This window comes from Emticicia sp. SJ17W-69 (assembly GCF_051209875.1).
GTDB lineage: Bacteria > Bacteroidota > Bacteroidia > Cytophagales > Spirosomataceae > Emticicia.
The window spans coordinates 1,358,472-1,378,759 of the sequence record NZ_JBNTQY010000001.1; the positions used below are offsets into that span (position 1 = coordinate 1,358,472).

Consider the following 20,288-nt stretch of genomic DNA (forward strand, 5'->3'; position numbering starts at 1 on the left):
GGATTAGGAAATCCGTTGTACGATTTCAATAAAATCTCAGCTCCGCACGACGGTTTTTTTGCCGATTTTCTTCGGTGTTATTTTCAGCATTGGGTTGTGTACTGCCATCCCCTTTCAGCGTGATGCGATTGAATTTAATGCCTTTATTGAATAAAAAATTTGAAATAACTTTTGCTCTAAATTCGGAAAGGTAAATGTTTTGTCTAACATCTCCAATATTATCAGTATGGCCTGTGATTTCTATATTTATTTCAGGGGATTCTAACATTTTCTTACTGATTTGTTCCAAAATTTCTTTCGATTCTTGTTTCAAAGCACTACTACTTTGGTCGAAAAAGATAGTTTGGATTTCAAGATTTACAGGCTTATTGGTAGCTTTGAAGGCTTGTTTTTCAACTTGTACTACTTTTGTTTCTATATCAGCAAATGTTTGTGCTTTTGAATCAAGACTGATGACCAATTGATTTAAACCTTCGATTGCTTCCAATTCTTTGATAATCGGCGAAGCATTTTTTGGATGGATCGTAATTTTATATTTTTCTCCCACAGTCAAGTTGCCTAAATGAATCCCATCTATTTTAGAAAGTAGAATTGATTTTGCATGACTTGTTTCAACTATTTCTATTTTAGATAAATTTCCTTCATTTTTAACAATTAAGTTTAAAAAAGATACCTTTTTTATCAGCTTAGCAGTATTTTCATGGATAGTTTCGTCAAAAGACTTGATAACAATATTACTCAAAAAATTTTGATAACCATTGGCAGTTACTTGAACAAGAATATTGTCTTTTTGTGTAAAATTATACTTGAAAATGGGATTTTCTGGCCCAGTTTTTATGGTAACAACATCTTTTTTATCAGCATTGACTAAGCGAAATTGTGCAGGAACAATATGCCCATCGAGAGCATCTATTGCCTGAAAAATCTGTGTGTTTTTGGGAATATTGTTTTGTGCAACACTATCTGTTTTTTGAGCTGCAAATTGCAAATAAAGTTGGTTATTTTTAGATTTATTGTCAAACAACAAGGGGATATTGCATACAATATTTGTGGTTTCTAAGTTTTCTAAATTCATCAACACATTAGAAACGATATAATTGTTTGATTTAGCTTGAAGAATCAACTGTTTTGGTAAAGCATCGATCTCAAAACTCCCATCAGTATTATTATTTATTTCTTTGATATTCGTTTCAGCATCTTTGTAAATAATAGTAATTTGAGCGGCTAAAGGCATTTTTGTTTTTAAATCTTCTATTTTACCTTTAATTTTTACATTTTTGGATTCCTGACTAACGGCCAATGTATGTAACATCGTCAGATAAATCAGCATAAGAAAACAACGATTCATTGATTAGGTTTTTAAATTGAAAATTGGAAATGGAGAATTGAAAAAAAAAGTTAATACTTTTAGCCTTTTATAAGGCTTTTTGAATGCTTAATTATTCATCTTCAATTATCCATTAAAATTATTGTTTGATAAATGCTCCAAAAAGAGCGGCTAAGGTTTGTAAAGTATTACCAATTACTTCTTCATTTTCGACAGGGATTTTTAAATAAACTTTACCTGTTTCATCTTTTTCAGTGATGTATTCAACAAAGTTTTTCTTCACTTCAGGATTATTCAAAGTTTGGGCTAATTGTGTAAAAAACTTGACTCCACTTTGAATCAACTCATCATTTGGACTAATGATATTTCCTGATGAACTGGCAAAGTTAACCTGCTCTTCAGTTTCATTTATATCATCATCGCCCATAAAAGTGGCGGTTCCTAATCGGAGTTCAGCTTCGGGTGTATCAATCAAGATACTTTCTGAAGTATTGCTCAACTCTTGTTCCTCAACTTCATGTTCTTCAATGGCGTCAATAATGGCATTTTCATCTTGTGGTGCATCAGTCAAACTCTCAACCGAATTCATAAATTGCTTAAATTTATCATCACCCAAGAAAATGGTATCTTCCCCGCCATCGAGTACACCCTCTGCCATAGCACCTTTAAACTTCAATACATCAAGCATTTTATGCTCGATCGTACCTGTTGAAACCAAGTTGATAATTGATACATTCCGTTCTTGTCCAAGTCGATAGATTCTTGCGATTCTTTGTTCTAAAACTGCTGGATTCCAAGGAATGTCTAAATTTATCATTAAAGAAGCCGACTGTAAATTTAAGCCTACTCCACCCGCATCAGTTGAGAGAAAAACTCTGCTTTTAGGGTCATTTTTGAAGTTATCCAAGAGGTCTTTTCTTTTGGCACTTTCTACGCCACCATGCAAATATTCATATTTAACTTCACGTTGATTTAATTCTTGTGAAACCAAACGTGTCATGCGTTCCCATTGACTAAAAATGACCACTTTTTCGTCTGAATGTTCAAAAACTTCGTCCAAAATATTCATCACTTCCTCGATTTTCGTATCGTGTCGAGTTTTTTGGTCAAGGATGTAGGTGCTATTACAAACCATTCGCATTTGACTTAAAGAGAGTATCAATCGCTTGCGGTCTGTTTCATTCAGGAATCCATATCTACGCCATTTATTCACTAATTTTGCAACATTATCGCCCAAATCGTTGTGCATGTCCATTTGTTCTTGTGTCATCGGAACAAATAAATTCTTGTCCATTCGCTTGGGTAACTGCGATAAAACCTCCTTTTTAGTTCTACGAATCAATATATCTGAAAGTTTTTCAGATATTTCTCTCAGGTTTTTATAACCAACTACTTTTCCTGCATCATCAGTTATTTGGTATTGATTTAAAAAACGATAGATGGGCCCCAAACGATAAACATCAATAAACTGAGAAATAGAATAAAGTTCTTCTAATTTGTTTTCTAAAGGAGTCCCCGTCAATACGATGGCGTAGGGAGTTACGAGTTTTTTGATTTGCTGAGAAACCTTTGTTTTCCAGTTTTTGATACGTTGAGCTTCATCCAAAATAACCATGTCTGCTTCCATTTTATTGAGCAGATCCAAGTCATTGGTTACAGCGTGGTAGCTAACAATCACATAAAAAGCCTCAGAAAATTCATATTGAGCTTTTCTTTTAAGTAACGGCCCCTCTACTACATGAACAACACTGTCGGTAAATTTTTCAATTTCAGATTTCCATTGATATTTGAGAGAAGTTGGGCAAACAATAAGGACACGGTTGATGCCTAATTCTTTTCGGTAAAGTTCGGCAGTTGCAATTCCTTGAAGGGTTTTTCCAAGACCCATTTCATCAGTGATAAGGCTTCTTCCTGCCAAAGCGGCAAAAAATACGCCTTTACGTTGGTAAGGAAAAAGCGGCACTTTCAGTAAGCCATCAAATGCTTTATCTTCATCGCCATCGGGCATGATACGCCATAAATAATCACGGCGACGAGTTTTATCACGCTCCGCAATGACAAAATCAAGGGCGTCAGGATAGCACCTAAAACTATTGCTTAGCTTGTTGGCTTCTTCTAAAAACAACTCAAAAACGCCAAAAGAAGCTGGCTTAAGCACAAAATTTTGGTCGAAATAAGTTTTTGCCAATGCTAAATAAGCTTCTTTCTGCTCTAAACCAACTCTTATTTTTATTTCACGTCCGTTGCGATAATCTAAATAAACGGAGCTATAATGAGGCTGAAAACCATCTTTAAATGCCTTTTTTGATCCATGAATTTTGCTTAAATATTGCATCGTAGCACTGATATGCTTGCAAACCCCCAAACGATTGGTTTTGAAATCGAGGCACTCACAAAAATTCTGTGAATCATCTGCACTTCTGATGGCTACTTTATACGAATTATTGGTGGCATTATTGGTTACATAAAAATCAGAAAAAAATTTTTCCTGTCCGATATTGCTTATCAAAAATTCATTGTCTTGCCCAAATTGTTTCCGTAGTCCAATCTGCCATTGGTCGAGTGTGAGGTTTTCTGGCTTACGATAATAGGGGATTTTCTTGGAAACTTCCACCTTTTTTTTCTTGGCAGATTTATTTTTGGAAGATTTATGGGGTGCCATTTTTAGTTTTTTAAGCGTGATTTAAAAACTGCCCGAATTTACGAATTTTTCGGGATTTGAAAGCTTTTAAAAATTATCAACTTTATTATTTTTAGAAGATTATAGCCGAAAATTGTTTTGACAATGAACAATTCCCTACTTTTACTTCAAGCCCAAAAAAACCTTGTAAATCTGCAAGACTTATAAGGTTTTTTGAGTAAAAATGACGCAAGAACAAAAGTTTGAATCTCTTATTGAGGGAATCGTGTCAAAAGGCTATGCTGTTTGTGACAATTTTTTAACACCGAATGAAGTAGAAAATCTACTCGTGACTTTTGCCCAACGATACGATGCTGGGAAGTTTAAAGAAGCCAGTATTGGTAAAAAAAGTGAGGCACATCAAGAATCAAGTATCCGAGGCGATGAAATCTTATGGCTTGAGACTGATTCAATAAATGATGCAGAACGCATGCTTTTAGACAAAAATCAGGCTTTTGTTAATTACCTCAATCAAACTTGTTATTTAGGAATTGTAGATACCGAGATTCATTTTGCTAAATATGCAATTGGGAAATTTTATCGCCGACATAGAGATACTTTCCAAACCCAGCGAGGAAGGGTACTATCAGTAATTTACTACCTCAATACACATTGGGTTGCAGAAAATGGCGGTAATTTAGTGATTTATACACAAGAAGAGGGCTTAGAAAAAAGCATCATTATCGCTCCGTTGGCTGGGCGTTTGGTGTGTTTTGAAAGTGAGAAACTTGACCATGAAGTTACCGAGGCTTTTGCAGAAAGATTAAGCATCACAGGTTGGTTACTCAATCGCAAGTGAATCTTTTATAAGAATGCAATGCGGGAGGAACGTTATCAAAATTAATTTGCTTTAAAACCAAATGCTTTGATAATATCAATATTACGAATAATACCATAGGCCAATAAAAATTCACCAATTGTACAGGCAAGCCGAACCCAAGTATAAGCCGAATCAACTTCTTCTACATAAATATCATAAAGATAAATACTATCAACGATCGAAGAAACTAAAATCCCTGCTTGTATAGCATAAAGACAATACTTGTCACGAGATTTTGTGAGAAAACCAATCGTTATATAGGGCATTTGTGTGAGGCTGAATAAGGCTGCAATGGTTAAACTAAAATTGTCGGAATCGGAAATTGATAAAATGAAAAAATCTACAGCCATAATTCCTACAAAAGTAATAACATAAAGATATTTATTGGAAAAATTTCGTAGAAGGCCATTTCTTATGAATATTGCTATATACAATAAACGAATGAGTATCATGATAAAATAATCGAGGTCATAAACTCTTTCCGAACCTATCTTTGGCATTAAAACTGGAAAGAGAATTTCAAATATTATATACAATACATAAATCAGCATAAGTAGGTAAATGCTTATTGTGAATTTTTTCCAAAAATGAACAATGGTAAAAAGTAGTAATAGCATAACATCAGATTGATTGAGAACCTGAGTAAGCCTAAATTCTGACAAAGAAAGAATTTCTTGAGAAAAAGGAGTATATAAAAAATAGAAGTGGACTGCCGCAACGGTCATAAAGTAAAAAGACGTAAACCTGAGTGTCATTATTGTTTTTTTTACAGATATATAGATTGGGAAACATCAAAGAAACTTTTCTAAGTTCTTTTTAAATGAGCTTATTACAACCTTTCATCCAATGATTTCAATGACGAACATTAACGCAAGGCCGATAACTTACTCTGTCGAATCATTTCAACAGTAAAATCTATTACACTTGTATTATTTTTTATTAACTCTTCATAGTTACGATTTACTTCAAAGTCAGGTTGTAGAAAAAAATCTTTATTTACATGATTAGGTAATCGGTGCATGATTTTCATCAATGGTGTGTGAACAATAAATTTTGTGTTTGGTAACTTAAAATCTTGCCAATTAACGGCAAAACTACCCCAAGTTGCTCCTCCAACGGCTTGTCCAATGAATTTATCTCCAATACCTAAATCTTTCGCCAAATTAAGTGTAAAAGTAGTTGCTGAATAACAACCAGGATCAATAATAAAATACGTTTTCCCTCGATAGGCTAATCTTTTTTCAGGTTTTTGTTTGTCATTACGTTTATTAACACGATACATCCATTCTCCTTTTCGTTTCGGAAAACCCATCCACATGGTTAGTGGTGGGCCAATCCACTGAGGCTTGAAAAGTGTAAAATAAGCCTTTTTCTTAAAGGCGAGTGTATCAACCAATGTAAAAGGTGTAGGTGAAAGGTATTTTAGAAAACGAGAAATATTTGGAATATAACCACCACCATTGGCCCTGAAATCTATGATTAAATGCTCAACTTTTAGTTTTTTGATTTCTCCAAACCTTGTTCTTAACAACCGTTTGAATTTGCGATTGTCAAAATCAAAGAATTTGTCTTTCATTGAAAAATCGGTAATATCAAGTTTTGAAATATGATTAGTACTATCAATGATTTTTAAAGCAAAATTAGGTCTGGTAAGTGATTTATAACGTTTATTTGAAGTTTTATTGATTTCGGCGTTTGTCAGGCAAGCTACTTTTTTTGTCAGAATAGAATCATTTTTAGCCAAGCGATAAGTGATTTTGATAGAGTCAAGTTCACCATATTTTCGCTTAAAATAATTGGGGAAAGCCCCAGTTGTATAATAATCTTTTACGACCTCATTACCATTATCGCTCGAAACCAAAGGTTTGAGTTTTTGCATTAAATTAGTAATCGGCTCATCATTGAATGCCAAAACTTCAGAACCCCGTAAAATACTTGAATCACGGGCATAATTAAGCGAAATATAATATTTATTGCTGATTTTTCGGAGATAAAATGGCACATACTTGGTTTTCTTAGCATCAAAACGCTTTTTATTGAACAGAAGATTGGTGTGTCCATCCTTTACATTAGTAACCAAATTGGAAAGAATACTAAATATTTCTAAATAGTTAAGTGGCTGATTAACAGAATTATACAAAGAGTCATATTTTTGCAGATAAGCTTCTTTGCTTATGTAATAATACATTCCGGGGTGAATTTTTTCAAACTTTTTTTTCAAAAAAGCCATATCTTGCCTGACTTCTTCGGGTGTAAAAGTTGCCTTATTTTTTTGTGCGAAAGTCAATAATGGTGAAAGCAAAAGTAATAGCAATAGTTGTTTCATGGGGCTTTTAATGAGCGATTTGTGAGTTTGTGATTGAGTGATTTGAAATTTTTATTGAATGAGTTAAATGTTCAAAAGAATCACTCAATCACAAACTCACTCATTCACTAAACACTACCTAATCTTGACCTTATTTTTAATTAAATTCAAGGTGAATTTCAATACCGTGTCTTCATTTTTTAGAAAATCCTCAAGATTTGGATTGACCTCAAAATCGGGTTGTAAAATAGGTTTGTCATATTTTTTTGAATCTATATTATAAAGAATACGTCCTAGTGGTAATGAAATTTCTAATTCAGTGTTAGGAAGTTGAATGGACGAAAATTGTGCAGCCGAACAGCCATCATAAGCTCCCCCGCAAGTCATACCCACGTAAGTTCCAACATCCATGTTATGCAATTTAGAAACCAACAAAGCGGCGGCTGAAAATGTACCTCCATTCATCAAAACATAAACATTATTACCATAGTGAAACTCATCATGTGGACGTTGTTTTTGGTAATATTTGCTTTCTAAATAACCTTCATTATCTTTAATTGTAAATTCAGTATTAAGTCTCGAAGATGCTTCTTTAGCAAGATAAGCATCAAATTTTTTATAATCTTGTTTGAGTCGTTGAAGTCCAGCTTCTCTAAATCCCAATTTATAAGCATCAAATGGCTGTGTCACAAAATACCGAAGGAAAAAGATTGAATAATCGATGATTCCACCCGAATTTCCACGTAAATCAAGAATTAAATTCTCTATTTTATTTTCTTGTAGTTTTCTAAAAATCTTTCTTGTTTCACCTTCAAAATTACCTCTTCCGAAGTTTCGCATATCATACATAAACGAACGAATATCAACCATCGCAACCCGCTGACTTGAATCGATAACTCGGTAGGATACAATGCCTGTGGTATCTTCATCTACATCAGGATACCTAACTTCGTACATTTTCTCCATAAAATCAGCATTTTGTCCTTCTATTTTGCTGGTTTTTGCTTTGTCTTGCCCTTGCTTTCGATAAGTCAATAAAAAACTATCTTGCTCACCTTTCCACAAATAATACAATTTTCTAAATTCTCTAATCGCATAATACTTTCGAGCATTTGGATTAATTCCATCACCATTATAATAAGATATATTTTCTAAATGCTCTAAAATTTTCTTTACTGGTTGACCATCAATTGCTAATATTTCAGTACCACGAGTTATTTTTCTATCAGCCGAGTAATTTCTCGAAACCAATAATTGATTATTGATATATCTAACGCTGAAAGGGAAATATTTTGGTCGTTCAAGAGAAGAATTGTTTTTTGAAAGTAGTCGGCGATCGGGACTCATGTGCGTATGACCACAACCAAGAGCCTGAACCATTGGTAAAAAAATAAAATAGGCGTCTCGAAGCGAATAACGCCCGCTGACGCTTTGGGAAAGTGAATCATAGATTCGCTCGAATTTTTCCTTAGTAATATATTTGTAGGGGTCGGGGTGGTATTTTTCGATTTCGTTTTTTAATGAAGTCAAATCTTCTCTTATCTGTTCGGCCGAATAAGATTGTGAATAAGCAGCTAAATAGCTGATTACCAACAAAATAGTACTAATATATCGAAGCCCTCTTTTCATTTACTTAATTTCTTTGATTCAAATCTACTTTAAAATAATGATAAAAAAAATACCTCACTCAGCTCTCTCCTTCAAGGAGAGGGCGTTAAATATCAGATGATTTAAAGTCCTTATATCTTGGGAGAAGGGTTTAGGATGAGGGTAAACAACAAATAATATAGAAATTTCCCCTTGAGTGGTTAGGGGTGTTGGGATTTTTTTCTTAATTTTGCAGCTCAATAAACATAGTTCTTTGAACACCTATGCTCAACAGACGCCTCATACGAATTCGTGCGATGCAAGCCCTTTATGCTTATAAGCAAGCTGAGGGTGCGAATTTTCAATTATCTTTAGACCTCATTGCTGAAACTTTTGCTCCTGACTTAAATTCAATGGAATTTCAAGACAAAGAAAAATTGGAAGGCTATCGAAAGTTAGGTCAACAATTACTTCAAGAAGAATTTTCTCGCCAAAAAGAAGATGATTTCAATGCTCCACCAGAAGTTGTACGGGCAGTTGAGAAAGCCAAAGACTATTTTCTTCTCAAAAATAAAAAAGACATTCAACATTACGCCAGTAGAATGGTGATTGAAGCCGAAAGAGTGTATGATTTGTATTTGCAAATTTTACAACTTTTTATCGAAATCGCAGACCGTGCCGAACTGGATGGAAGTAATGCCAGTCAATCAAAGTTTGCTGATAATCAAATTATTAAAGCTCTCAGACATGAACGAACACTCGAAACACAGTTGATTCGTAGAAGTATTGGCTTGAGTGGCGAACAAGTTTTTATTGCTAAACTTTACCGTGAAGTCATTCGCACAAACAAATACTACGAAGAATACTGCTCTAAAGTAAATCATACTCTTGAAGAAGATTTCTCAATCTTGAAATATTTGTTAAAAAACGTAATTTTGAAACAAGAAATTTCGTGGGAGTTTTTTGAGAAGCAAGATCTTTATTGGATTGATGATATCGAAACGCTCAGAGCGGCTGTTACGCATACTTTTCAAGCGTTTGTAGAAGATGGAAAATTAAAAATAAGTCTTTTAGATGATGAATGGGAGGAAAGAAAAGAATTTTTACAAACTTTGTATCAGAAAAGTATTCTTGAATCAAAAGATTTAGAAGAAATTTTGATTCCAAAGTTGAAAAACTGGGAGATCGAGCGTATTGCCAGTACCGACCATATTTTATTGAAAATGGCTTTAGTTGAGATGCTTAATTACCCAAGTATTCCTGTGAAAGTTACGATCAATGAAATTATTGAAATTGCAAAAGATTATAGTACACCCAAAAGTGGACAGTTTGTCAACGGGATTTTGGATGGCGTAGCAAAAGAACTCAAAGAATCAGGACGACTTCGCAAAAGCGGACGAGGAATGCTGGATAATAAGTAGGTGCAGAAGCACAATGTAGAATTAAGAATGTTGTAGTTCGACTTTCCAATTCATTTAATATTATCAATTATCTAAAATAACGGGTGTTTTTAATAAAATAAGTATTCACTCAATCAATAAATCACTCATTTACTCATTAAATTTATGAGCAATTCAACAAGAACTTTCATTTCATTTTTAGCTGGAGTAGCTACTGGAGCTGCTATTGGCATTTTGTATGCACCTGAAAAAGGCGAAGTCACACGAGATAAACTGTCTTATCGTTTGTCGAGATACCGTGAACAACTCCAAAAATTCATCAATGACCTTATCGAAAGAGGTGATGAAGTAGCGATGGAAGTAGTAGGTGGTGACAGCTCGGCAAAAGCCGAAGGGCAAAAAGTAGTAAGCGAAGCTCGCCAAAAAGCGGAAAAACTCTTAGAAGATGTAGAATCTTTGATGAGCCAAATAAAGTCAAAAAGCTAATAAAATTTATAAGATTAACAGGTGGTCAGTATTCCGCATTTTAATTTATAACAATTAATCACTTAAAACCATCATTTGTCATTGATGGACTTTCAATTATTCTTATGAAAAAGGTGTTTTTAGCCATTACTTCAACGATTATTCTTGCTGGGCTTAATTTTTCTTGCAATTTGATTGATTCACAAAATCAAACAAAAACGATGACTAAAGAAGATTCTTTGGCAGCTATCGCCAATGCTCCCGTCATTGAATTTGAAGAAGAATATTTTGACTTCGGAACACTTACCGAAGGTGATACAGTTCAACATGAATTTAAATTCAAAAATGTTGGAAAAAGTGCTTTGCAAATTACAGATGTACAAGTGCAATGTGGCTGTACAGTTGCTTCAAAACCTGAATATCCTGTGGGTATTGGTCAGTCAGCTAAAATTGTGGTTCGTTTTAATAGCCTTGGAAAAGTGGGCACGAATAAGAAATTTGTTACTATTTATTCGAATGCTAATCCAAACCAAACGGTGTTATCATTTACAGCACTTGTGAATAAAAAAGATATGCCAGATGCTTTGAAAGCAGCCGCTTCAAAAATACCTAAAATTTAATTTGAAAATGGTTTTAGACGAAAAACTGTTCATATTGAAATATCGTCATAGAATCTAAACCTTTTTTTAATAAACTTAACTCTAAAAATAATGATTCTTTTACAAGCTCAAGGTGGAAACGGAATGTTTTCAATAATTATGATGGTTGGTATGATTGCGGTATTTTATTTCTTTATGATTCGTCCGCAACAAAAGAAAACCCAAGACCAAAAGAAAATGGTTGATGAGTTGAAAGAAGGAGATGAAATTGTGACTTTTGGAGGAATGCACGGTAAAATTGTATCAAAAGATGAAACAACTGTTACACTTTCAGCAGGTGGCGGAGCAAGATTAACTTTTGATAAAACAGCAGTTGCAAGAAAAAAATAATTATAGCGGGCGGCGTTCCGCTCCACTGTCGATAGTCCATAGTCCACGGAAATAATGGTTTTCTGTCATCTGTGGACTATCGTCCATTGACTTTTAAAATGAATTTACGAACATTATTTCTGTGCTTTCTTGCGGCTTTTGTATTTTGGTTATTGAATTCGCTCAATAAAGCAGGTTATTCTACTAAAATAAATTTCCCTTTAGAGATAAAGTACAATGACTCTCTTTATATTCCAGTTACTCCACTGCCAAAACAAATTACAGTGAGTGTATCAAGTACAGGATGGGATTTATTGAAAGACAATTTATCACTAAATGCTTCACCTTTGGTTTATGAGATAGATAATCCGTTGACAGTTAGGAGATTAGACAATAGTTTTTTAATGGAATCTCTTACTACAAAACTCAAAAATACTAAAGTAAACTACATTGTATCAGATACAATTAGCTTAGTTTTTGAACGAAAATTATCAAAAACAATCAACTTAAAGGTAGATAGTTTGGGAATTGATTTACACAAGAACTTTGTAGTTTCGAGTTTAATCAATCTTTCACCAGCCCAAATTTTAATTGAAGGGCCAGAGTCAGTTTTGAAAACTTATCAAGATACATTCTTTATCAAGATTCCAGCTAAAAATTTAGCGACCAATTTTGATGATAAAGTTGCGATTGTTTTACCTAAAAATACACAGGTTAAAGCAAATACCGAAAAAACATTGGTTAGTTTTGAAGTAGCAGAATTGTTGAAATAGGTTTTAGGAAATGAGTTTTCTTTCATAATACTTTATTTCTCAGATTAATTTTTAACCCAATTTTCTTCAAAATCTAATGTTTTTACCTAAAAAGCAACACCTAATTCCTAAAACCTAAGTCATGGCTTCAGAAACTTCACGTCGCTCAAAGGCTACTCCCATGAAAGATGCTATTGAAGCATTTCTGAAAACGTTTGACCTCAAAACCAGATTTAATGAAACTTATCTGATTGCTTTTTGGGGACGAATGATGGGACAGACCATTGCCTCTCGCACCAAAGAAATCTACGTAAAAAATCGTGTTTTATATCTTCGTATCGATTCTTCACCTCTTCGTCAAGAGCTTTTTATGGCAAAAACCAAACTTATCGACCTCGTCAATAAAGATGTTGGCGAATCAGTAGTTGATGATGTTGTGTTTTTGTAGTAAACTTTTTTTAGTCAAAATCTTGTTACTGGTAAAACAACTAAGATTCTTTAGACAAACTGGAAGTTAGTCACATACAAATATGACAAAAAAAAATATACTCGTAGAAAGAGAGCGTAATCGGCAAGATTTGGGCTTCGGTACAAAAATGACCGACCGACGTACTCGCCTCATCACAAATAATGGACAATTTAATGTAAAACGACAAGGGCAGTCGTTTTGGGCATGGCTTAATACTTACAATCGCCTCATTACCATATCATGGCGTCAGTTTTTTTTATTAGTCCTTTTAGTTTATCTATTGCTAAACCTCGGTTTTGCGTATCTGTATTATTTAATAGGAGTCGAGCATTTGGCTGGTGTTGATATGACCACCACTCATTCACAGTTTTGGGACGCTTTCTTTTTCTCTGCTCAATCGCTCACTACCGTTGGCTATGGCCGTATTGCACCCATTGGTTTTGCCGCAAGTTTTGTGGCTGGACTTGAATCATTGGCTGGTTTGATGATGTTTGCCATCATTACAGGCTTGCTTTATGGGCGTTTTTCAAGACCCAATCCTCGTATTTTATTTAGTAAAAATGCTATTATCGCACCATATTTAGACACAAATGCCTTGATGTTTAGAATGGTGAATGAAAAAAGTAACCAAATTATCAATTTGGAAGTGAGTTTGGTTTTTTCTAAAGTTGAAGAAAAAAATGGGGTAAGAAATAGGCAATATTATGGACTTACACTTGAACGCTCAAAAGTGAATTTCTTTCCTACCAACTGGACGATTGTCCATGCCATAACAGAAGATAGCCCTTTTTATGGCGAAACTTCCGAATCTTTGGCAGCAGCCGATGCTGAGTTTATGATTGCGACGCAAGGTATTGATGATACTTTTGCCGACCCAGTACATAAACGACATTCTTATTTTCATGATGAACTTGTTTGGGGAGCTAAATTTAAACCTATGCTTGAAACTGATGGTGAGGAAAGCTATATCTTAGACCTGAGCAAAATTGATGATTATGACCAAGTAGCTTTAAATGCTTGACAATTTTTGCATTAGGCTTTAGGCAATACGCTTTAAGCAATTTAAAATTTATAAAAAGCATACAGCTTATAGCATAATGCTTATCGCTAAAAAATGAACTCATTAACTACTCCATCTGCTCTAAAAAAAGGCGATAAAGTTGCCATTGTTGCTTTAGCAAGCAAACTTACTTTAGATGATATTCAGTCCGCAATCAATCTCATGCGAGAGCAGTGGGGTTTAGAAGTCATTGTAGGTGAATCGGTTGGAGCAGCTTATTTTAACTTTGCAGGAACTGATAGCGTTCGCCTAAATGATTTTCAGAAACAGCTTGATAATCAAGAAATTAAAGCAATTTTCTCTGCCAGAGGTGGCTATGGGAGCTCAAGAATTATTGATAATGTTGATTTTACAGAATTCAAGAAAAATCCAAAATGGATAATTGGCTTTTCTGATATTACAGCAGTTCATTGTCAGCTTCAAGCTATGGGCTTTCAGAGCCTTCATGCTCCTATGCCTAAAACTTTCATGCGGAACTATTATTCAGTTCAAACGCTTGAAATATTTCTTTTTGGTAAAAGTATCGACTACAAAATTCCATCAAATAATATTAACAAAGAAGGTAGGGGAGAAGGACAAATTATCGGAGGAAATCTTTGTATGTTGGCACATTTAATCGGCTCAGTTGCAGATTTAGATACTGATGGAAAAATTCTATTCATTGAAGATGTTTCAGAATACCTTTATAATATTGATCGTATGATGATTCAACTCAAACGGGCAGGAAAATTGAAGAATTTAGCAGGATTAATTGTAGGCGATTTTTCGGATGTAAAAGAAAATGATGAACCTTTTGGTAAAACTTTTTATGAAATCATAGAAGAGCATACAGCAGAATATAATTATCCGATTTGCTATGATTTTCCTGTTGGACACGAGTCGGTCAATTGGGCAATTCCATGCGGACGTGTGGCTACGTTAATTGTTGATAGTCAAGAAGTTAGTTTAGAATTTAATCTAATTGCTCAGGCTTAATTCTGACGATTTTATCACCTTTTAAGACTACCAAATCACTCTTGTTTTTTTTCTTAAATTCAATCAATTTTTCATAAACCTTGTCCATTCCTTCCAAGATTTTGGTTTGCTGTTCGCTTAGTTTATGGGGTTTCATTGCATGAGTTTTTTAATGTATCAAATTTACTTTGATTTTGTATATAAAGTTCTGTTTCAAATGTTTTTGTTGCAATCAATTCGTGTTTACCTTCTGAATTGTCAAAAATCATTACTTCATCAACTATTGGAATATAAATATCAAACAAATTATTTATCCCATTTTTATATCTTCGTTTGATTACTTCTGTTTCGATATTATGTCCACCTTCCATCACTCTTGTTTTTACTCTATCAATGGCTAATTCAACATTTCTCAACCAAAAAAAGAGCAAAACAACTGTATAATGATTCTCTTTTGCCTTTACTACGGTATTTTTGTAACTTTTAGTGGAAAGTGTAGTTTCAAAAGCAAAATTCTCTTTATTTTCTAAAAGTTCTTTGATTCTATGCAACATTATTTGTCCAGCTTCAAAAGAAACCTATTCAGGTTGAAATGGCGAAAGACCCTTCGCAATCTCGTCAGTATTGACAAACTCTTTACAATTCAAAATATCAGGTAAAATTGTGAAGGAAGCAGTGGTTTTTCCTGCTCCATTGCAACCTGCAATGAATGATGTAAAGCGTTTTGTTCATACTCGCATATGTAGAATTGGTGTTTCGGTTTTGGGTGAAGTCGAAATTTTCTACACGGACTCCTTATTTATTTACAAAAATAACAAAATAAAATTAATCATAATTTTTTTATATTTGCAAAATAGTATGCTTGCATACTTTATTTTCAAACAAAATTTATTCAACCATCTAATGGAAATTAACTATAAAATTGAAAACAATGTGGCGATTATCAGTTGGAATATGACAACATCGCCCATGAACGTATTAAATGATATTTCGATTCCTGAGTTTGAATCATACCTCGAAAAGGCATACAATGATGCCGAAGTAAAAGGGATCATTATCACATCTGAGAAAAATGAATTCATTGCGGGGGCTGATGTAAAAATGATTTTGCGTAACAATGACAAAGACCCAGCCGAAATGCACAAGTTTTCATTAGATTTTAACCATATTTTCCGAAAACTCGAAACATGTGGAAAGCCAGTCGTAGCTGCCATGAATGGAACTGCTTTGGGTGGAGGTTATGAAGTTTGTTTGGCTTGTCATTATCGCATCGCATTGGATAATCCCAAAGCCGTTATTGGTTTGCCCGAAGTGCAATTGGGTTTATTGCCTGGTGGTGGCGGTACACAACGTTTGCCACGTTTGATTGGTATCGAGGCTGCTTTGCTATTGATGGTTGAGGGCAAACGAATTACGCCAAAAGAAGCTTTGGGTTATGGAATGGTGAATGATATGGCTGCAACTCGTGAAGAAATGATGGAAAAAGCCATGAAGTGGATTTTGGCAAATCCAAGAGCCATTCAACCGTGGGATGAATTTGATAAGAAAACAGGAGCAATCAAAGCTCGTGAAAACTATAAAGTACCTGGTGGAAATGTGCAATCACCCACAGGTATGCGAACTTTTGCAGGCGGTACGGCCATGATTATGGACAAAACCAAAGGCAATTATCCTGCTCCAATTGCTATTTTATCATGTGTTTACGAAGGTTTACAAGTAAATATCGACCGTGCGATTCCAATTGAGGCTCGATATTTTGTAAAAGTTGCTACATCAAAAGAGGCCAAAAATTTGATTAGTGTGATGTTTTTGGGTAAAAATGATGCAGATAAAGGAGCAAGTCGTCCGAAAAATATTCCAGCAACCGATGTTAAAAAACTTGGAATCTTAGGTGCAGGTTTCATGGGTGCGGGCATAGCGTATGTGTCGGCAATGGCAGGAATTGAGGTTGTGTTGAAAGATGTGAGTATTGAAGCTGCTGAAAAAGGCAAAGATTATTCGAGAGGTTTGGTACAAAAAGGTATTGAAAAAGGAAAAACAACGGTAGATAAAGGCGAAAAACTTTTAAGTTTGATTAAAACAACGGCCGATGTTGCTGATTTGAAAGGTTGTGATTTAATTATCGAAGCAGTTTTTGAAAATCGTGAGTTGAAGGCAACTGTTACAAAAGAATCAGAACCAATGTTGATTGAAGGGACAGGCGTTTTTGGTTCAAATACCTCGACACTTCCGATTACAGGTTTGGCAAAAGCTTCTTCAAAACCTGAAAATTTTATTGGTATTCATTTCTTCTCGCCAGTTGATAAAATGATGTTAGTAGAACTGATTCGTGGAAAAGAAACTTCTGACTATGCTGTCGCTTTGGCTGTCGATTATGTCAAGAAAATCAGAAAAACGCCAATTGTGGTGAATGATTCTCGTGGATTTTATACGTCACGTTGTTTTGGAACATATACTACCGAAGGAATCGCCTTGTTGAAAGATGGTGTGAATCCAATTTTAATAGAAAATGCGGGAAAAAATGCAGGAATGCCAGTAGGAGCCTTAGCAGTTTCGGACGAAGTAGCTTTAGATTTAGCGTTGAAAATATCGAAACAGGCCATTGCTGATGGAGCTTTGACAGAAGAAGATACTACTTATCAAGCCACAAAATTAATGGTTGAAGATTTAGGTAGATTAGGTAAAAAGAACAAAAAAGGTTTTTACGAATATCCTGAGGGTGGAAAAAAATATTTGTGGGAAGGGCTATCTCAATATTTTCCTGTTTCTGAAACTCAACCTGAGATAGAAGAAGTGAAAACACGTTTGCTTTACCGCCAAGTTATTGAGTGTATTCGTTGTATGGACGAAGGTGTTTTGATTTCAAAGTTAGATGGAAATATCGGATCTATTTTGGCATGGGGATTCCCTCCTTATGCAGGTGGGACGCTTAATTTTCCTGAATTTGTAGGTATAGATACATTTTTGAAAGAAGCTGATCGCTTGGCAAATACTTATGGAGAAAGATTTAGACTGACCGAAAAGCAAAAGGAATTGGTGAAAAATTTGTAATATAATTTCTTAATACTTTAGCAAAAAAAGACGGACATAATCCGTCTTTTTTTATGAATTGACAGAAAAAAAATGATTTATATCTTAGAAATTGAAATTTTTGAAGAGCAAGATTCGTTGTCAAACCAAGCAAATACATTGAAGGATACAAAAAATATTAAAACGAACATATTTTGGCACGTTTTTATCTTGCTTTTGTTGACGTAATACTACTAATCAGTGAAATATTTAATAACCTTTATATTGATATTGCTATTTTTTGAAAATAGCCAATCACAAATTATGTATCGTACTCGCTATCAATCAGCGATTATGGCTGAAACGTTTGCCATTAGCCCGATTGGTTCAATCAACTATGAGTATTTACCTATTCGTTGGACAAATAGTTTCTTATCAACTCGTATTGGCTTAGGTTTTTTACCAGGGGGTAAAGAAACAGATGTAGGTAGTGTCACTAACGGTGGTGGTGTATCAGTTCCTGCTTCTATCACTTACAATTATCTTATCAATAATCTACGTAGAGGTATTAATAAAAGAGTAAGTGTGAAGTGCAAATCAGCCCCTTCAAAAATCGCTTCAGAATGGTTTGCCGAGATCGGAGCAGGCTATACTTTAGCTGCTTACCGCACTACTGAAACTCGGAATTTTACTTTTGGAATTCTTGGTTTACGTCAGCAAGTTATTTTTGATATTCCACCACACCCAAGAGTTGTTTTTCTTCGATTAAATGTCACGCCTTCATACTCGGTTGGTAAATATGAACTTCGTGGAGGAGTTAGTATTGGTCTTTCGCTTTAAAACTTTGCAAAAAATTATACATTCGCACACAGAATAAAGCTTTTCAATAGTTTTTGATAGGCGATGATATTGCTCTTTTTTTGAGTATCAGACCAATTCAATTCTATTGACATTAAATTACCCACTGTTTCTATTGATGAAAGTGTAGCTTTCCAATCCATTAATTCCATGCGAGTACGTCTGGCAAAAAAGTCACGCAAACTACACACCATTTCATGTCGAATTGTATAAATTACTTCTGCTTTAATGAAAGGATAGTTTGGGTGGATTCTTTCACTATATGTATTATCACTCTCAAGTAGTTGTAAAACTTCCTCAGCTTTTGTGCCGTATTTTTTGAGCAAATGTTGAGAGATATCTTCATCCAATTTATATTTTTCCTGAATGATCTTCCAAGTATCAAATTGGTAATTCTCTCCACCGACTAAATAATGTAATGCTGTACTACATTCAACATCTTTACCTAAAAGTTTGCAGGCCTCATCAATTGTATCTTTTGCCATGAGTCGGTAAGTTGTCCATTTTCCTCCGAGCAAACTAATAAGATTAGACTTTTCATCATACTCAACTTCGTGGTCACGTACCAATTTTTTGGTGGCTTTTGAGCCAGACGATGCAATTAATGGGCGAAGCCCGCCAAAACCAGATTTTATCTGAGATTTGTCAGGAATTGTGGCAAGATAAGGTCGAAGTGTATCAATCAAAAAATCAATTTCTTGGTCAATTAAAATAGGTTCTTTTTCTAAATCACGGTATTCGTCGTCTGTTGTTCCAACCATTACTTCTCCCTCAAATGGAATAACAAAAATTACTCTTCCATCTTTAGTTTTCGGAATCAACATGGCATCTTGACTTTGCAAAACTTCTGGTGGAAGCATGATATGTACACCTTTACTTGGGCGAAGCCGTTTTTCTTGTGTAGGGTTTGCCAAAAGTCGAACACTATCGCCAAAAGGGCCTGTACAATTGATGAATAATTTGGCCTTTACCTTAATCTCGTTTTCAGTTAGATTATCTTTTACGATAGCGGTTTTTAATTTTCCGTTGCTTTCTTTTTCAAAACCAGTGATTGAAGCATGATTAACCACAACCGCCCCTGTTTTATTGGCAGAATGAGCTAATGCCAAGCAATATCGAGCATCATCAAGTTGGCCATCGTAGTACATAACTGAGCTATGTAACTTTGGGGTTAGTGTTGGGATATGTTCGAAAGTTTCTTTTTTAGTGAGCCATTGAGCTTTTGGAAGGGTATCGTTTTTGGCAAAAAAACCGTAGATTGTTAGCCCAATTGTGAAATAAAAACCCTCAAACCAACTAAATACAGGTGTAATCAAAGCTAAAGGATGAGCCAAATGCGGTGCATTTCTGATTACGGTATGTCTTTCTTCTAAGCCATGTTTTACTTGACGAAGTTGAGCAAAATCTAAATTTTTGAAAGCTTGTTCTAAATATCGCACGCCACCATGAATCAGTTTGGTTGATTTTGAAGAAGTTTCGGCTGCGAAATCTTCTTTTTCAATCAAAGCAACTTTGAAACCTCGCAAGGCAGCATCTAAAGCACAGCCAGCACCGCTTGCTCCGCCGCCAATGATGCAAATATCAAATGTTTCGTTTTGTAATTTTTCGAGGTTTAAATTTCTATTCATGCGAGT

Annotated in this window: 19 protein-coding genes; 11 read left to right on the forward strand and 8 right to left on the reverse strand. The window is 34.7% G+C overall.

The features are described from left to right. Positions 1–25 precede the first annotated feature (25 nt). Both ACQUQZ_RS05600 and ACQUQZ_RS05605 read right to left on the reverse strand, forming a co-directional pair. A complete protein-coding gene (locus ACQUQZ_RS05600) occupies positions 26–1,348 on the reverse strand; it encodes an OmpA family protein (RefSeq protein WP_435353795.1) in 1,323 nt (440 codons plus the stop codon). A 118-nt stretch (positions 1,349–1,466) separates the two neighbouring features. After that, positions 1,467–3,989 carry a DEAD/DEAH box helicase gene (locus ACQUQZ_RS05605; protein ID WP_435353797.1) on the reverse strand — a complete coding sequence of 841 codons (2,523 nt, stop codon included), beginning with the start codon at positions 3,987–3,989 and terminating at the stop codon, positions 1,467–1,469. Between the two features lie 202 nt (positions 3,990–4,191). Between ACQUQZ_RS05605 and ACQUQZ_RS05610 the strand changes: the two genes are divergently transcribed. After that, a complete protein-coding gene (locus tag ACQUQZ_RS05610; RefSeq protein ID WP_435353798.1) occupies positions 4,192–4,806 on the forward strand; it encodes a 2OG-Fe(II) oxygenase in 615 nt (204 codons plus the stop codon). A gap of 41 nt (positions 4,807–4,847) precedes the next feature. Here the strand turns inward: ACQUQZ_RS05610 and ACQUQZ_RS05615 are convergent, their stop codons facing one another. The 3 genes from ACQUQZ_RS05615 to ACQUQZ_RS05625 all read right to left on the reverse strand — a co-directional run bounded on the left by ACQUQZ_RS05615 (position 4,848) and on the right by ACQUQZ_RS05625 (position 8,761). Then, positions 4,848–5,444: a hypothetical protein gene (locus tag ACQUQZ_RS05615; RefSeq protein ID WP_435353799.1), complete on the reverse strand. Its 597-nt coding sequence runs from the start codon at positions 5,442–5,444 to the stop codon at positions 4,848–4,850. A gap of 248 nt (positions 5,445–5,692) precedes the next feature. Then, positions 5,693–7,153: a S41 family peptidase gene (locus ACQUQZ_RS05620; protein WP_435353800.1), complete on the reverse strand. Its 1,461-nt coding sequence runs from the start codon at positions 7,151–7,153 to the stop codon at positions 5,693–5,695. Between the two features lie 114 nt (positions 7,154–7,267). Beyond that, on the reverse strand, positions 7,268–8,761 hold the full coding sequence (locus tag ACQUQZ_RS05625; RefSeq protein ID WP_435353801.1) for a S41 family peptidase: 1,494 nt from the start codon (positions 8,759–8,761) through the stop codon (positions 7,268–7,270). A gap of 242 nt (positions 8,762–9,003) precedes the next feature. On the opposite strand from ACQUQZ_RS05625, the gene nusB reads away from it, so the two are divergent. The 8 genes from nusB (at position 9,004) to ACQUQZ_RS05665 (ending at position 14,808) form a co-directional block, all read left to right on the forward strand. Continuing rightward, positions 9,004–10,140 (forward strand): transcription antitermination factor NusB, encoded by a 1,137-nt coding sequence (gene nusB / locus ACQUQZ_RS05630; RefSeq protein WP_435353802.1) that lies wholly within the window; start codon positions 9,004–9,006, stop codon positions 10,138–10,140. 144 nt (positions 10,141–10,284) lie between these two features. Next, entirely contained in the window at positions 10,285–10,605 is a 321-nt protein-coding gene (locus ACQUQZ_RS05635) for a YtxH domain-containing protein (protein ID WP_435353803.1), read from the forward strand. Positions 10,606–10,709: 104 nt separating this feature from the next. Further along, complete coding sequence (locus ACQUQZ_RS05640; RefSeq protein WP_435353804.1) at positions 10,710–11,204, forward strand: DUF1573 domain-containing protein; 495 nt, start codon at positions 10,710–10,712, stop codon at positions 11,202–11,204. Positions 11,205–11,294: 90 nt separating this feature from the next. After that, on the forward strand, positions 11,295–11,573 hold the full coding sequence (gene yajC / locus ACQUQZ_RS05645; RefSeq protein WP_435353805.1) for a preprotein translocase subunit YajC: 279 nt from the start codon (positions 11,295–11,297) through the stop codon (positions 11,571–11,573). A 98-nt stretch (positions 11,574–11,671) separates the two neighbouring features. Continuing rightward, positions 11,672–12,325, forward strand: a complete 654-nt coding sequence (locus ACQUQZ_RS05650; RefSeq protein WP_435353806.1) for a hypothetical protein — start codon at positions 11,672–11,674, stop codon at positions 12,323–12,325. 121 nt (positions 12,326–12,446) lie between these two features. Beyond that, positions 12,447–12,752 (forward strand): DUF721 domain-containing protein, encoded by a 306-nt coding sequence (locus ACQUQZ_RS05655; protein WP_435353807.1) that lies wholly within the window; start codon positions 12,447–12,449, stop codon positions 12,750–12,752. An 82-nt stretch (positions 12,753–12,834) separates the two neighbouring features. Next, complete coding sequence (locus ACQUQZ_RS05660) at positions 12,835–13,794, forward strand: ion channel (protein ID WP_435353808.1); 960 nt, start codon at positions 12,835–12,837, stop codon at positions 13,792–13,794. A 93-nt stretch (positions 13,795–13,887) separates the two neighbouring features. Next, a complete protein-coding gene (locus ACQUQZ_RS05665; protein WP_435353809.1) occupies positions 13,888–14,808 on the forward strand; it encodes a S66 peptidase family protein in 921 nt (306 codons plus the stop codon). On the opposite strand, the gene ACQUQZ_RS05670 is transcribed toward ACQUQZ_RS05665, so the two are convergent. Continuing rightward, positions 14,786–14,944 (reverse strand): hypothetical protein, encoded by a 159-nt coding sequence (locus tag ACQUQZ_RS05670; protein WP_435353811.1) that lies wholly within the window; start codon positions 14,942–14,944, stop codon positions 14,786–14,788. The genes ACQUQZ_RS05665 and ACQUQZ_RS05670 overlap by 23 nt on opposite strands. Continuing rightward, a complete protein-coding gene (locus ACQUQZ_RS05675; protein ID WP_435353812.1) occupies positions 14,931–15,341 on the reverse strand; it encodes a zeta toxin family protein in 411 nt (136 codons plus the stop codon). Before ACQUQZ_RS05675 ends, ACQUQZ_RS05670 begins: the two co-directional genes overlap by 14 nt. A gap of 349 nt (positions 15,342–15,690) precedes the next feature. Between ACQUQZ_RS05675 and ACQUQZ_RS05680 the strand changes: the two genes are divergently transcribed. Both ACQUQZ_RS05680 and ACQUQZ_RS05685 read left to right on the forward strand, forming a co-directional pair. Continuing rightward, on the forward strand, positions 15,691–17,838 hold the full coding sequence (locus tag ACQUQZ_RS05680; protein ID WP_435357640.1) for a 3-hydroxyacyl-CoA dehydrogenase NAD-binding domain-containing protein: 2,148 nt from the start codon (positions 15,691–15,693) through the stop codon (positions 17,836–17,838). 282 nt (positions 17,839–18,120) lie between these two features. After that, positions 18,121–18,636, forward strand: a complete 516-nt coding sequence (locus tag ACQUQZ_RS05685; protein WP_435353813.1) for a hypothetical protein — start codon at positions 18,121–18,123, stop codon at positions 18,634–18,636. Positions 18,637–18,650: 14 nt separating this feature from the next. Here ACQUQZ_RS05685 and ACQUQZ_RS05690 read toward each other — a convergent pair whose 3' ends face one another. Next, positions 18,651–20,282, reverse strand: a complete 1,632-nt coding sequence (locus ACQUQZ_RS05690; RefSeq protein ID WP_435353814.1) for a glycerol-3-phosphate dehydrogenase/oxidase — start codon at positions 20,280–20,282, stop codon at positions 18,651–18,653. Positions 20,283–20,288: the final 6 nt, after the last annotated feature.

Coding starts and splice junctions, on each gene's coding strand:
- ACQUQZ_RS05600 (WP_435353795.1), bottom strand. CDS start 1,348: ATGAATCGTTGTTTTCTTATGCTGATTTATCTGACGATGTTACATACA.
- ACQUQZ_RS05605 (WP_435353797.1), bottom strand. CDS start 3,989: ATGGCACCCCATAAATCTTCCAAAAATAAATCTGCCAAGAAAAAAAAG.
- ACQUQZ_RS05610 (WP_435353798.1), top strand. CDS start 4,192: ATGACGCAAGAACAAAAGTTTGAATCTCTTATTGAGGGAATCGTGTCA.
- ACQUQZ_RS05615 (WP_435353799.1), bottom strand. CDS start 5,444: ATGCTATTACTACTTTTTACCATTGTTCATTTTTGGAAAAAATTCACA.
- ACQUQZ_RS05620 (WP_435353800.1), bottom strand. CDS start 7,153: ATGAAACAACTATTGCTATTACTTTTGCTTTCACCATTATTGACTTTC.
- ACQUQZ_RS05625 (WP_435353801.1), bottom strand. CDS start 8,761: ATGAAAAGAGGGCTTCGATATATTAGTACTATTTTGTTGGTAATCAGC.
- nusB (WP_435353802.1), top strand. CDS start 9,004: ATGCTCAACAGACGCCTCATACGAATTCGTGCGATGCAAGCCCTTTAT.
- ACQUQZ_RS05635 (WP_435353803.1), top strand. CDS start 10,285: ATGAGCAATTCAACAAGAACTTTCATTTCATTTTTAGCTGGAGTAGCT.
- ACQUQZ_RS05640 (WP_435353804.1), top strand. CDS start 10,710: ATGAAAAAGGTGTTTTTAGCCATTACTTCAACGATTATTCTTGCTGGG.
- yajC (WP_435353805.1), top strand. CDS start 11,295: ATGATTCTTTTACAAGCTCAAGGTGGAAACGGAATGTTTTCAATAATT.
- ACQUQZ_RS05650 (WP_435353806.1), top strand. CDS start 11,672: ATGAATTTACGAACATTATTTCTGTGCTTTCTTGCGGCTTTTGTATTT.
- ACQUQZ_RS05655 (WP_435353807.1), top strand. CDS start 12,447: ATGGCTTCAGAAACTTCACGTCGCTCAAAGGCTACTCCCATGAAAGAT.
- ACQUQZ_RS05660 (WP_435353808.1), top strand. CDS start 12,835: ATGACAAAAAAAAATATACTCGTAGAAAGAGAGCGTAATCGGCAAGAT.
- ACQUQZ_RS05665 (WP_435353809.1), top strand. CDS start 13,888: ATGAACTCATTAACTACTCCATCTGCTCTAAAAAAAGGCGATAAAGTT.
- ACQUQZ_RS05670 (WP_435353811.1), bottom strand. CDS start 14,944: ATGAAACCCCATAAACTAAGCGAACAGCAAACCAAAATCTTGGAAGGA.
- ACQUQZ_RS05675 (WP_435353812.1), bottom strand. CDS start 15,341: ATGTTGCATAGAATCAAAGAACTTTTAGAAAATAAAGAGAATTTTGCT.
- ACQUQZ_RS05680 (WP_435357640.1), top strand. CDS start 15,691: ATGGAAATTAACTATAAAATTGAAAACAATGTGGCGATTATCAGTTGG.
- ACQUQZ_RS05685 (WP_435353813.1), top strand. CDS start 18,121: ATGTATCGTACTCGCTATCAATCAGCGATTATGGCTGAAACGTTTGCC.
- ACQUQZ_RS05690 (WP_435353814.1), bottom strand. CDS start 20,282: ATGAATAGAAATTTAAACCTCGAAAAATTACAAAACGAAACATTTGAT.